Origin of the sequence: Glutamicibacter sp. NPDC127525 (assembly GCF_042672105.1) — a bacterium.
GTDB lineage: Bacteria > Actinomycetota > Actinomycetes > Actinomycetales > Micrococcaceae > Glutamicibacter.
In genome coordinates this window covers 164,114-176,711 of the sequence record NZ_JBHXVN010000002.1, presented here as the reverse complement: position 1 = coordinate 176,711, position 12,598 = coordinate 164,114, and the positions used below count along the sequence as shown (strand labels likewise).

At 64.3% G+C, this 12,598-nt stretch carries 12 protein-coding genes; 4 read left to right on the top strand and 8 right to left on the bottom strand.

Annotation, left to right across the window (positions count from 1 at the left end):
* Positions 1-6: 6 nt before the first annotated feature.
* Positions 7-1,005, bottom strand: coding sequence for a DNA topoisomerase IB (locus tag ACFVHU_RS06570; RefSeq protein WP_388023292.1), 999 nt, complete (start codon positions 1,003-1,005; stop codon positions 7-9).
* Between the two features lie 207 nt (positions 1,006-1,212).
* Between ACFVHU_RS06570 and ACFVHU_RS06565 the strand changes: the two genes are divergently transcribed.
* The gene (locus ACFVHU_RS06565) at positions 1,213-2,901 is read left to right on the top strand and encodes a long-chain-fatty-acid--CoA ligase (RefSeq protein WP_388023290.1); all 1,689 of its coding nucleotides are present in this window, start codon (positions 1,213-1,215) and stop codon (positions 2,899-2,901) included.
* Here ACFVHU_RS06565 and ACFVHU_RS06560 read toward each other — a convergent pair.
* The 5 genes from ACFVHU_RS06560 to ACFVHU_RS06540 all read right to left on the bottom strand — a co-directional run bounded on the left by ACFVHU_RS06560 (position 2,898) and on the right by ACFVHU_RS06540 (position 8,626).
* Complete coding sequence (locus ACFVHU_RS06560) at positions 2,898-4,493, bottom strand: dipeptide ABC transporter ATP-binding protein (RefSeq protein WP_388023287.1); 1,596 nt, start codon at positions 4,491-4,493, stop codon at positions 2,898-2,900. The two genes, ACFVHU_RS06565 and ACFVHU_RS06560, sit on opposite strands and share 4 nt — an antisense overlap.
* The gene (locus tag ACFVHU_RS06555; RefSeq protein WP_388023285.1) at positions 4,490-5,287 is read right to left on the bottom strand and encodes an ABC transporter permease; all 798 of its coding nucleotides are present in this window, start codon (positions 5,285-5,287) and stop codon (positions 4,490-4,492) included. The genes ACFVHU_RS06560 and ACFVHU_RS06555 overlap by 4 nt, the downstream gene beginning before the upstream one ends.
* On the bottom strand, positions 5,284-6,216 hold the full coding sequence (locus ACFVHU_RS06550) for an ABC transporter permease (RefSeq protein WP_105656241.1): 933 nt from the start codon (positions 6,214-6,216) through the stop codon (positions 5,284-5,286). Before ACFVHU_RS06550 ends, ACFVHU_RS06555 begins: the two co-directional genes overlap by 4 nt.
* 6 nt (positions 6,217-6,222) lie before the next feature.
* Complete coding sequence (locus ACFVHU_RS06545; protein WP_388023281.1) at positions 6,223-7,887, bottom strand: ABC transporter substrate-binding protein; 1,665 nt, start codon at positions 7,885-7,887, stop codon at positions 6,223-6,225.
* 130 nt (positions 7,888-8,017) lie between these two features.
* Positions 8,018-8,626 carry an NAD(P)H-binding protein gene (locus tag ACFVHU_RS06540; RefSeq protein WP_332488877.1) on the bottom strand — a complete coding sequence of 203 codons (609 nt, stop codon included), beginning with the start codon at positions 8,624-8,626 and terminating at the stop codon, positions 8,018-8,020.
* Between the two features lie 83 nt (positions 8,627-8,709).
* Between ACFVHU_RS06540 and ACFVHU_RS06535 the strand changes: the two genes are divergently transcribed.
* Entirely contained in the window at positions 8,710-9,078 is a 369-nt protein-coding gene (locus ACFVHU_RS06535; protein WP_105656244.1) for a helix-turn-helix domain-containing protein, read from the top strand.
* Here ACFVHU_RS06535 and ACFVHU_RS06530 read toward each other — a convergent pair.
* On the bottom strand, positions 9,075-9,584 hold the full coding sequence (locus ACFVHU_RS06530; protein ID WP_332504326.1) for a GNAT family N-acetyltransferase: 510 nt from the start codon (positions 9,582-9,584) through the stop codon (positions 9,075-9,077). The two genes, ACFVHU_RS06535 and ACFVHU_RS06530, sit on opposite strands and share 4 nt — an antisense overlap.
* Before the next feature lie 118 nt (positions 9,585-9,702).
* Here ACFVHU_RS06530 and ACFVHU_RS06525 point away from each other — a divergent pair, with 118 nt between their 5' ends.
* On the top strand, positions 9,703-10,839 hold the full coding sequence (locus tag ACFVHU_RS06525) for an acyl-CoA dehydrogenase family protein (RefSeq protein WP_332488881.1): 1,137 nt from the start codon (positions 9,703-9,705) through the stop codon (positions 10,837-10,839).
* A 10-nt stretch (positions 10,840-10,849) separates the two neighbouring features.
* Here the strand turns inward: ACFVHU_RS06525 and ACFVHU_RS06520 are convergent, their stop codons facing one another.
* Positions 10,850-11,554: an NUDIX domain-containing protein gene (locus ACFVHU_RS06520; RefSeq protein ID WP_332488883.1), complete on the bottom strand. Its 705-nt coding sequence runs from the start codon at positions 11,552-11,554 to the stop codon at positions 10,850-10,852.
* Positions 11,555-11,801: 247 nt separating this feature from the next.
* Here ACFVHU_RS06520 and ACFVHU_RS06515 point away from each other — a divergent pair, with 247 nt between their 5' ends.
* Positions 11,802-12,572 (top strand): 3-hydroxybutyrate dehydrogenase, encoded by a 771-nt coding sequence (locus ACFVHU_RS06515; RefSeq protein WP_388023275.1) that lies wholly within the window; start codon positions 11,802-11,804, stop codon positions 12,570-12,572.
* Positions 12,573-12,598: the final 26 nt, after the last annotated feature.

The following is a 12,598-nucleotide window of genomic DNA, read 5'->3' as shown; positions in this document are numbered from 1 at the left end:
CTGCACCTAGCTGGCCCTTTCGAGGAACCGCAGCAGGCAGCGCGAAGCCGGATCCATATGGTTCTTGGTCCCCAGCTGCCGCTTGGAGCGGCGCAGCGCCGCCAATTTTTCCGGATCGTCCGCCAGCTCCAGCACACGGGGATCGATATAGGAGCCGGCCGCGATTTCGGGAGTATTGCCCAGTTTTCCGGCGGCCTGCTCGATGGCCAGCTTGCGCAGATTCCTGGCATCATCGGCAGCCATAGCCGAGGCGGGAGCCTCGATCAGTGCCCTGAAAGCCGCTAAGCTGCCGCCCCAGGTCCTGAAGTCCTTGGCGGTGAATCCGCTACCCAGATGCTCCTCGAGGTACCGGTTGATTTGCGCAGGCTGGAGCAGGTGCGAGTGCCCATCGTCATCCAGGTAGCGGAAAAGCTCGTAGCCCGGCAGATCGCGCAATTGGACCAGTACTCGTGCCAGTCGCCGGCTCCTGATTTTCACATGCTGCTGCTGGCCGCTCTTGCCGGGAAACTCGAGGGTGGCGCAATGCCCTTGGACCTCCAGATGCTTGGCTCGCAGCGAAGCGGCCCCGAACGATTGGTTGGAACGCGAGTAGGCGTGCGTGCCGATGCGCAGCAGATGCAGATCCAGCAGCAGGACCACGGCCGCAGTGACCCTGTCCTTGTCGTTTCTTCCCCGGCGCAGATCCCGCAGCAGCTGGCGGCGGAGATTGGGCAGTGCGCGGCCGAACGCCGGCAACCGGTCGAATTTGGCGGCATCCTGCCGCTCGCGGAAATCGGGGTGGTAGATCATCTGGGTGCGTCCTGCCGCATCGATTCCGCGAGCTTGGACCTTGGCCCGCGCACTGGCCGCGATCTGGACCTGTTTCCATGCCGGCGGGATCGACAATTGCCTGATCCGATCCAGCAGGTGCTGGTCCTTCACCGTGCGTGCCCCTTCCAGGTAGAAGAAGCCGGTTCCCGCTCGCCGGCGCGTGATGGGAAGCCGTTTGCTTCGGCGTGCTGGCATGGATGCCTCCCGGTAGTTGCGTAGCCGTGCAATCACGCACACGCTATCGCCGATCGCTGCCCTGCTCCGGGTGTTCGCAGGAAAATCCCAGCTGTGCGGTGCCGGGGTATTCCTGCCAGCGGGCGGATCCGCCACCTGCAGCGCGTCGTTTGCGCCCGGGAAGCCCTGGAATCGCGCCGCGCTTCGTTACAGGGCATGATTGGAGGTATGGAAAATAGTGCTGCGCCCGCATGGGTGGCAAATTACCAGCCGGGAGTCCCGGCCGAAATCGAGCTGCCCACCGAACCGCTCAGCCGCATGTTCGAGCGCTCCGTGCGTGAAGCCGGCGATAGCCCGGCGACCGAATTCTTCGGCCGCCGCACCAGCTACGCCGATCTGGGCGCGCAGGTAGCCAAGGCCGCCGAGGGCCTGCGCAAGCTCGGCGTGCGTGCCGGCGACCGCGTTGCGCTGATCCTGCCCAACTGCCCGCAGCACGTGATCGCCTTCTACGCGATCCTGCGCCTTGGCGCCGTCGTGGTGGAGCACAACCCGCTGTACACTTCGCGGGAACTGCGCCACCAGTTCGAGGACCACCAGGCGCGCATCGCGATTGCCTGGGACAAGGTCGTGGCCAACGTCCAGGAATTCCCCAAGGACGTCCAGCTCGACTCGATCGTCTCGGTCAACCTGCTGGAAGCCTTCCCCGCGGTCAAGCGCCTGGCGCTGAACCTGCCGGTCAAGAAGCTGCGCGAGACCAAGGCCTCGCTCACCGCCCGCACCTCGGGCACCGTGGCATGGAAGGACCTGCTCTCCGGCGCGCAATTGGATGCGAACCACCCGCATCCGGATGTCGATGACCTGGCGGTCATCCAGTACACCTCGGGGACCACCGGCCATCCCAAGGGCGCCATGCTCACCCACTTCAACCTCTATTCCAACGCCTTGCAGGGCGAGGCCTGGATGCTCGGGGCGCAGGAGCGCGAGGAAATCCTCTACGCGATCCTGCCGATGTTCCATGCCTTCGGCATGACCCTGTACCTGACCTTCGGCGTGAAGAAGCAGGGCCTGCTGGTGCTCTTCCCGAAGTTCGATCCGCAGATGATCCTGGATGCCTGGAAGAAGTCCCCGGCCACCGTGTACTGCGCGGTGCCGCCGATCTACGAGCGCACCGCCCTGGCGGCCAAGGAGCGCGGTGTCTCGCTGAAGAGCGCCAAGTACTGCATCTCCGGGGCGATGAACCTGCCCGACCATGTGGTGGAGCTGTGGGAATCGATGTCCGGCGGCCTGCTGGTAGAAGGCTACGGCATGACCGAGTCCTCGCCGGTGGCCTTGGGCAACCCGTTCCACCCCAGCCGCCGCACCGGCACCATCGGCGTGCCCTTCCCCTCGACACTGATGAAGGTCGTCGACGTGGAGGACCCGAGCCGGGAAGTGGCCCAGGGAGAACCGGGCGAATTGCTGATCAAGGGCCCGCAGGTGTTCCAGGGCTACTGGAACAACCCGGAGGAAACGGCCAAGGCCAAGACCGGGGACGGCTGGCTGCGTTCGGGCGATGTGGTCACCATTGACGAGGACGGCTTCGCCCAGGTGGTGGACCGCGCCAAGGAGCTGATCATCACCGGCGGCTTCAACGTTTCACCGACCGAGGTCGAGATCGCCCTGCGCCAGCACGCTGACGTGGCCGATGCCGCGGTCTTCGGAAAGCCGTTGGCCCGCGGCGGCGAAATGGTAGTTGCCGCGGTGCAGCTCGAAGAGGGCTGCGGGCTGAACGAGGACGCGCTGCGCGCCCACTGCCGCGAGCTGCTGGCCGCCTACAAGGTGCCTAAGCGCATTGTGCAGATCGATGAGATGCCGCGCTCGCTGCTGGGCAAGATCCTGCGCAAGCAGGTCAAGGACCAGATGGTCGATCTGGTCTAGCGCAACCGCGGCATCGCCGAGAGCAGCAGTTTCGTGTAGTCATGCTGCGGGGCGCCGAAGACTTGGTCAGTAGAGCCCTGCTCGATGATTTTGCCTTCATGCATCACCGCAACGGAGTCGCTCATGTGCTCGATCACCGACAGGTCATGGCTGATGAACAGGTAGCTGGTTCCGGTGTCCAGCTGGATCCGATCCAGCAGGTCCAGCACCGTGGCTTGGATTGATACATCCAAGGCCGAGACCGGCTCGTCAAGGACCAGCACCTGCGGCTTGGGCGCTAGCGCGCGTGCAATCGCCAGGCGCTGGCGCTGCCCGCCGGAAAGCTCGCGCGGGTTGCGGCCCAGCAATTCGGTGGACAGCTCCACTTGTTCGAGCAGTTCAGCCGCCGGCTTGCGGTACTCGGCGGCGCGCTTGGACTTGCCGCAGCTCAGCGCATCGGCCAGCAGCTGCCCCACCGAATAGCGCGGATCGAAAGACCCCAACGGGTTCTGGTAGATCGCGCCCATTTGTTCGCGCAGCTTTCGGCGCTGGGATTCGAGGGCCGGGGCAAAGTGCTCGCCGAGCAGCTGGACGTTGCCTGCATCAGGCTTCTGCAAGCCCAGCACCATGCGCGCGGTGGTGGTCTTCCCGGACCCGGATTCGCCGACAACGCCCAGGGTCTTGCCCCGGGGCAGTTCGAAACTGATCGCATCCACGGCCTGGTGCTTGCCGAACGTTTTGGACAGCTGCGTGACTGATAACGCGGGGACAGTAGTGGCGGGTGCTTCTGGCGGTGGTGCCGTCAACGGCTTGCTGGCTGCCGACAACGGGGCGAAGCGCGGTATCCCCGAAGGCACGGCCCGCAGCAATTGGCGGGTGTACTCGTGCTGCGGGTCGCCCAGGATCTGCCCGGTGCTGCCGGCCTCAACGATTGCACCGTTGCGCATCACCGCGATGTCGTCGGCCAAATGCGCTACCTGGGCCAGATCGTGGCTGATCATCAGCACGCCGCGGCCCTGCTCCTTGAGCTCGCGCAGCTGCGAAAGGACCAGTGCTGTCAGCGCCGAGTCCAAGGCGGTGGTTGCCTCATCGGCGATGACTACCTGCGGGTTGCCGGCCAGGGCCTGGGCAATCAGGGCACGCTGGCGCATGCCGCCAGAGAGCTCGGTGGAACGCTGCTTGGCACGGCGCCCGGGCTCGGGCATGCGCACGGATTCCAGCACCTGGAGCACTCGCTGCTGGCGTTCGGATTTGGACATCTTGCCGTGCGCCTTGAGCGCATCACCGATTTCCCGGCCCACCGGGCGCAGCGGATCGAGCGCCATCAGCGCATCCTGCAAGATCATGGACACCGAATTCCCGCGGATCTGCTGCCAGCCGCGGTCGGCGAGCTCCAAGGCGTCCTGCCCGCAGACAGCTAGCTCGGCGGCGCTGATCGTGCCGCCGGAGAGGCCAAGCAGGCTGCGGGCGGTGACGGATTTGCCCGACCCGGATTCGCCGACCAATGCGAGGCAACGTCCGGCCTCTACGGTGAAGGAAATGTTCTTCACCGCCACGGCGGAACCGAAACGGACCGAAAGGTCCTTGACCGTAATCAGTGCTTGCTCGTTCATGCTGTCCTTGCCCTTCCGCCCAGCGCGCGGCCAATCAGCGTGGCGCCTGCGGCCACGACAACTATCGCCAAGCCGGGGAACAAGCTCATCCACCACGCGAAGTGCAGGTAGGTGCGCCCGGCCGAAAGCATGGCACCCCATTCGGGCGCTGGCGGGGGAGTGCCCAAGCCCAGGAAGGACAGGGCAGCAGCCCAGATCACGGCTTGGCCGATCCCCAAGGTCACCAGAGCCAGCAGGGGCTTGAGGGCGTTGGGAACCAAATGGTTGCGGACCAGCAGCCACGAGCCGCGGCCCAGCACGGTGGCTGCCTCCAGCATTTCCGAACTCTTCAGCGTGCGGATCTGGCTGCGCACCAGCCGGGCATATCCCGGTGCGGTGGACAGGCCCACCGCGACGATGGCCGGCCCGACACCGGGGCCGGTGAAGGCAATGATCAGCAGTGCCATCAGCAAGGACGGAATCGCGTAGAGCGCTTCGAGCACGCGCAGGATGATCTCCTCGAGCCAGCGCGGGGACAATGCCGCAACTGTGCCCAAGACGATGGCCAATCCCATGCCCAATCCCGTAGCCGCCAGGCCAATGGCCAACGAGTCGCGGGCACCATGGATGACACGGGTATAGATGTCGCGGCCCGATTCGTCGGTTCCGAAGAAATGCGCGGCGCCGGGTTTGCTGAATGCCTCGGCCGGGTTGATGGCCAATGGATCGCCCGGGGCCAGCACCGAAGGAACCAGCGCGATGAGCACCCACAAGGCGATGAATGCGGCGGCGAAGATTCTTGCGGTGCGGTTCATGAGCTCGCCCCTGCCGGATTGATGGCTCGCTCGATGCCTTCGGTGATCGCCATGACCACGATGTAGACCAGTGCGGAGAAGAGCGCGATGCCGGTGACCATCGGGATGTCGCGGGCCAGCACCGCAGAAAGCAGCGAGCGCCCCAGGCCCGGACGGGCGAAGATCGCCTCGACCACCACCGCGCCGGAAAGCAGGGAGGAGAAAGCCCAGCCGGTCAGGCCCAGGGCAGGCAAGGCGGCATGGCGCAGGCCATGGCGCCAGAAGACCGCCAGCCGGCTTTCGCCACGGGCACGCGCGGCCAGCGCGAACTGGCTGCCCAGGGCTGCACTCAGCGAATCGCGCATCAGCTGTGTGAGGAACCCGGCCAGCGGCAATGCCAAGGTCAGCACGGGAAGTACCAGGCCCTGGGCGGTGCCGTTATCCACTGCCGGCAGCCAGCCGAGCATCGAGGAGAAGAGCATGATCAGCACCGCACCGAGCCAGAAGTGCGGCACGGCGGCGGCAATGATCTCCACGATATTTCCCAGCCAGGCGCCAAAGCGGTTGGCCCGCATGGCCGATGCCGCGAAGCCCAAGGCCAGCACCCAGGCGGCCGCCAGGGCCAGCAGCGCAAGCCAGAGGGTATTGGGCAGGAGATCGCCCATGATGCCGGCGACCGGCTGCTTGAGCGAATACGAGGTGCCGAAGTCCAAGGTGGCCAGCTTGCCCAGGTACATCAGGTACTGGGAGATGAGCGGCAGGTCCAGTCCGTACTCGGCGCGGGCCGCGGCCAGCGCTTCGGCCGAGGCCTGGGAACCGGGGCCGCCCATGATTGCTTCGGCCGGGTCGCCGGGGATCAGCCGGATGGCGATGAAGATGGCGGTGGCCACCAGCCACAGCACCACCAGCGCGCCGCCGATCTTGCGCCCGGCCCAAGCAATCGTGCCCAAGGGGTGCTACTTGGTGATGAAGGTGTCGTAGTAGACCGGCGAAGACACCGCGGTGGTGGCGCCGATGCCGTGCACGTTCTTGCCGTAGAGGAAGTGGTTCTGCTGGTCGTAGAGCGGCAGCACGTAGTAGCCCTCCAGGACCAGCTTCTGGGCCTGCTCGTACAGCGCAGCGCGCTGGGCTTCATCGTTGGCCTCTTCGGCCTGGGCCAGGATCCCATCGAGCTTCTCGTTCTTCACCTGCGCGTTGTTGGCGAAGTAGCCCGATGGCGCCGGGACGGTCGAGTCGGAGTGGTACAGGATGCGCAGCACCGACGGGCCGACCTTGGTGTAGGGAGCCGAGACCAGATTGTAATCGTGCTTGGCCAGGGCGCCGTACCAGCTGGACAGGTCCAGCAGCTGGATCTTCACCTCGAAGCCCACGGCCTTGGCCTGGGCCTGGAACTGCTCGAACAGGGACTGCTCGGCAGGAACCGACTGGTTGGTGGAGACCGGGAAGTCCAGCGACAGGCGCTTGCCGTCCTTCACGCGGTAGCCTTCGGCGTCGCGTTCGCTCCAGCCTGCTTCATCGAGCAGCGCGTTGGCCTTGGCCGCATCGGTGCCGAACAGCGATTCATCGGAGTAGCCCAGCGGCTCGGCTGACGACAGCAGCGAGTAGCTGCGCTCGGTGGTGCCGAAATAGAGGGCCTTGACGCCGGCGCTGGCATCCACGGAACGGATGAAGGCCTCGCGCACGCGCTGGTCATCGAATGGCGCCTTGGAGCTGTTCAGCTCCAGGCGGTTGGAAGCACCCGGGCGCGGGGCGTCCAGATGGCCTAGCGAGCCGTCCTGCTTTGCCGTGGCGATGGTGTCCGGCTGCGCGTTGTCGATGACATCGACTTCGCCCGAGACCAGGGCTGCGTAGCGGGTGGCGGCCTCAGGGATGAAGCGCCAGGTGATGGCCTCCAGATAGGCCTTGGAATCGGAGCGCTCCGTGTTCTTGACCGGCGGCACGTAGTCTTCGTTGCGGACCAGGTTCACGGCCTTCTGGTGCTCCCAGGATTCGACCTTGAACGGGCCGGTGCCTACCGGTGAGGCGCAGTTGGTCGCCTGGTCGCGTTCCAGCGCCTTGGGGGATTCGATGGCGGTCCATGGCATGGACAGCGATTCCAGCAGCGCGTTATCCGGGGCGGAGAGCGTCAGCTTGGCGGTGAGCTCATCGGCGATCTCGATATCCACGACCTTGCCCACGGCCAGGTAGCCGGTGGAGGACGCGGTATTCGGATCCTTCAGGTGCTCGATGTTGGCTTCGATGGCTTTGGCGGTGAGCTTCGTGCCGTCGGTGAAGGAAATCCCATCGCGCAGGGTGATGGTGCGAGTCAGGCCGTCCTCGGAAACTTCGGTGCTTTCGGCCAGCCACGGGATGATCTTCCCGTCCGCATCCTTGGTGAACAGGGATTCGAGGTACTGGCTTGCTGCCAGGGCTTGCGGGTAGTTGCCGCCCACATGCGGATCCAGGCAGGCCGGCTCGGCGTCGCCCGAAGCATAGACCAGGGTGCCGCCGGCAACCGGCTTCGCCTCCTCTGCGGGGGAATCGGGTCCTGCACCTGCCGAGCAGCTGGCTAGAAGGGATCCAAGGAGCGGGAGCGCGATAGCGCAGCCAAGGATCCTGGACGCGCGCGAGTTTCGTTGCATGGGGAAGGGCTTACCTCGATGAACTAGTGGTGATGACCAAACCAACTCTAGCCATCTGGAACGCATTCGTCAGATCGGAGCGAATCGCTCCGATCCGACGAAACCTGGCTAGCGGCACTGCGCGAGGGATCTACTTTTCGCTGGCCACGGTCATGCGGCGGTTCTGGTGGACCGGGGTTTCGATTTCATCGAGGATGGCCACGGCGAAGTCCTGGGAGGAAACGAAGTCGCCTGCTGGCGAATCGGTGCCCAGGGTGTAGCTGCCGGTGCGGCGTGCAGGCATGATCACCGGGGCTGGAGCCGCGACGGTCCAGGTGATGCCGGAAACCGAGGTGAACATGTCGTAGACCTCGGCGCAGGTGGTGGCTTCGGCCTTGTATTCCTCCGGGAAGCCCGGGGTGTCGACCAGGCGGACGCCGTCTACCTCGGTAGCGCCGGCGCCGCCGACAACCAGCAGGCGGGCTGGGACCAGGGTTTCGGTGATCTGCTCGAAGGCATCCAGGTATTCCTGGTGGTCGCCACCGGTGCGCGATGGCGGTACGGCAATGACGAGCACGTCGTTGTTCTTTCCCAGGTCGCGGTAGGTTGCCCCGTCGCCCAGCTCGGCGGCCACGGTGGTGCTTCCGTCGATTCCCTTGCCCGAACGGGAGACCGAGGTGACCTCATGGCCGCGTGAAATGGCTTCGGCAACGACTTCCGAGCCGACCATGCCGGTAGCTCCGTAAACTGCAATCTTCATGGTGTTCTCTTTCCTTGGGAAATTGGGTCCGGCACAATGGTATCTTTTAGATACCGCCCACTACAACGAAACTAGGTTTCCTCATGGATAGCCATGGCTCTTTTGACGTGTTCGTGCAGCAATGCCCTTCACGTGAAATCATGCAGCGCCTAGGCGATAAATGGACTCCGCTGGTCCTCTTGTCCCTGGCTGGCGGCCCGCAACGTTTCTCTGCATTACGCCAGCGCATCGGCGCGGTCACCCCGAAGGTGCTCACCAATACCCTGCGCAACCTGGAGCGTGACGGGTTGGTGCAGCGCACCGTATATGCCCAGGTGCCGGTGCGGGTCGACTACGAGCTGACTGATTTGGGACGCGGGATCCTGGAACCCATGGAAATCCTGCGCCTGTGGTCCGAGGAGCATGTGCCCAAAGTGCTCGCTGCCCGTGAGCGGTTCGACGCGCGCGGCTAATGGCCAGGTGGAGCAGCAGGACGCAGCGGCAGGAACATGAAGTGCTGGCCCACCAGCCCCTTGGTCGGATGGTTGAAGGCGCCCGGAATGGTGCCCAGGATCTTGAAGCCCAGCGATTGCCATAGACGCACTGCAGCCTCATTGGTCTCGACGACCGCATTGAACTGGATGCCGTGATAATTTTCCTGCCGGGCCCAGTCGATCACGTATTCGCCCAGTGCTCGTCCCACGCCGCGATTGCGGCATTCCGGATCGACCAGGAAGGACGCGGTGGCGATGTGGGCTCCCCGTCCGGGCTTGTTTGGCCCCATCTTGGCCGAGCCTATGATCCTGCCATCTGCCACGGCAACGACCGTTTGCCCTGGTAGCGTCTCCATCCACCAGGGGCGGGCTTCTTCAAGGGTTTGGCCTTGGGGGAAGGCGTAGGTCTGTCCCTCATCCATGATTTTGCGGTAGAAGCCGAAGATCCCAGGCCAATCCCCGGCGGTGCTTGTCCGGATTTGCATGCGGTTAGCCCAACTCTTTCGAAATGAATGCTTCGGAACTCATCCTATTGGCCCTCGTTGTATCTTGCGTCACATAGACTGAGGTCAAAGACGCAAGGTGCAGGCAAAGGAGCCGGTGTTGTTTGAAGTAAGCGAAGACCAGAAGTCGTTGATCGAGATGGTCCATGATTTCGCCGAGACCAGGATTGCTCCCAATGCCCTGAAGTGGGACCAGGAACAGCACTTCCCGGTGGATGTGCTGGCCGAAGCCGGACAGCTGGGCATGGGCGGAATCTATGTTTCTGAAGATCATGGCGGATCCGGTCTGAGCCGCAGCGATGCGGTGCTGGTCTTCGAGGAACTCGCCAAGGCCGACCCGACCTTGGCCGCCTACATTTCCATCCACAACATGGTCGTGTGGATGGTCGACACCTTCGGCAACGACGCGCAGCGCGCCAAATGGCTGCCATCGATGACCGCCATGGACGACCTGGGCTCCTACTGCCTGACCGAGCCCGGAGTCGGCTCCGATGCGGCGGCCCTGTCAACCCGTGCCCGCAAGGACGGTGACGAGTATGTGCTCAGCGGCGTCAAGCAATTCATCTCGGGAGCTGGAAGCTCGGCGCTCTACATCGTCATGGCCCGTACCGCTGATACCGGTTCGCGCGGCATCAGCGCCTTCCTTGTTCCCGGGGATGCCGAGGGCCTGAGCTTCGGGCCGAACGAAAAGAAGATGGGCTGGAAGGCGCAGCCCACTCGCCAGGTGATCATGGAAGGCGTGCGCATTCCCGCCGCCAACCTGCTGGGCGAGGAAGGCCAGGGATTCTCCATGGCCATGCAGGCACTCAATGGCGGCCGCCTGAACATCGGGGCCTGCTCGCTGGGTGGCGGGCAGAGCGCGCTGGAGAAGTCGGCGCTGTATTTGAAGGAGCGCCAGGCCTTCGGCGGACCGCTGACCAGACAGGAAGCGCTGGTCTTCAAGCTGGCCGAAATGGACATGGAGCTGGAAGCCGCCCGCTCCTTGCTGCGCCGTGCCGCCGCCGCACTGGACGCGAAGAGCCCGGACCGCGTCCGCCTCTGCGCGATGGCCAAGAAGATGGCCACGGACGCCGGATTCAACGCCGCCAACAGCGCTATCCAGCTGCACGGTGGCTACGGCTACCTCGCGGACTACGGGATGGAGAAGATCACCCGGGATCTGCGCGTGCACCAGATCCTGGAAGGCACCAACGAGATCATGTCGCTCATCGTCGGACGCACGCTGCTGGAATCCTGATCGGTGGCAATCAGGCGTTGAACTGCTTTTCCGAATTCCGCACAGCGTTTCCCGAGAGGGAATCGCGGGGATCCGGATGAACCGATGAGATGGCCGGCTCGCTGGAAATGATCTGCTCGATGCTGCCCTGCTCCATCGCATCCCGCAAGGTGCGCTGGGTGGGGCGCATCATTTTAATCTCGCCGCGTTCCAGGGAAGCGAAGAGCTCCTGGGGACTGATCCATGTGGAGATCACCGCTTCGGTGGTCTGGTGGACTGGTTCCTGGCCGGGGCGCAAGGCCGCGACAAAGAAGTACGTATCGAACCGCCGCGGGAAACCGGCTGGGGTGACCCAATTGGCCCAGGGGCGCAGTTGGCCAGGATCCAGCAGCAGCCCTGTCTCCTCGAAGACTTCACGACGTGCTGCGGCCAGGATCTCCCCGGCCAGATGCTCCGCGCGATCTGGTCCTTCCCCAAGGATCGAGGTGCGCGCCCATTGCCGGGCGTGCTCGCTGAGCAAGGCGGGATCCAGCTCTCCTGCCGCCACCGCTTGGCCGTCTTGGGCATCAACTCGGCCGCCGGGATAAACCACCATGCCGGCTGCGAAGTCCATGGTGTTCACGCGATGCTGGACGAAAACCTCAAACCCGCCAGCTGCCTCGCGCAGCAGCAAAACACTGGCCGCTTTGCGGATCGGGACCTCGGCGGGAGTCGCAGGTATCGGGGAAGTCGTCATTGCCTACCATGTCCTTGGCTCTTGGAAGTGAGAATAGCCTTCGAGAGCCAGCTTAGCTTCCAGCGCACAGCAAACGCGCAACCGGCAGAAGCCGCTGTGCATGCTTGCACATTGACCTGCGGAATCTGCACAGCAAATGCCGTTGACCGGATTCCTGGCGGAGCCTAGTTTGAATCACAGAGACCTGCGCGAAGCTGCGGGCATCGCAACTGGAAGCCGCAGGGGAGCCGAGCAGAGGATGAGCGCAATGGCGGAACAAATTGGCCCATGGCCCCAAGGGCTGAAGGGGCGCCGCGCTTTGGTTACCGGTGGCGCCTCCGGCATAGGCCTGGCCAGTGCCCGGGCATTGGCCGACGCCGGTGCCACCGTGACGATTGCCGACCTCAATGAACAGGCCGCTGAAGAAGCGGCCCGCGAGCTTGGCGGAAAAGCATGGGCCGTGGATCTTTCGGATACCGCGTCGCTGGAAGATCTCAGCGTGGATACCGACATCCTGATTAACAACGCCGGCGTGCAAAGGGTGGCTCCAATCCATGAGTACGACCCCGAAGCCTGGAGGCTGATTCATCGGCTCATGCTGGAGTCGCCGTTCCTGTTGATCCGGGCAGCACTGCCCGGCATGCGCGAGCGCGGCTTCGGCCGCGTCATCAATATTTCTTCGATCCACGGGCTCCGGGCCAGTGCGTTCAAGAGCGCCTACGTTGCGGCCAAGCACGGGTTGGAGGGACTGTCGAAGGTCACTGCATTGGAAGGTGCCGACTACGGGATCACCAGCAACTGCATCAACCCGGGCTATGTGCGTACCCCGTTGGTGGAGCGGCAGATTGCCGATCAAGCGAATTCGCATGGCATTGACGAGTCGGATGTCATCCAGGAGATCATGCTTGCCGAATCGGCCATCAAGCGCCTCGTTGAGCCAGAGGAAGTCGCTTCGCTGGCGGCCTGGCTCAGTGCGGATGCCGCGGGCATGGTGACCGGAGCGTCCTACACCATGGATGGCGGCTGGAGCGCGAAATAGGTGCGGCGGGATCACCTAGCTGCCAT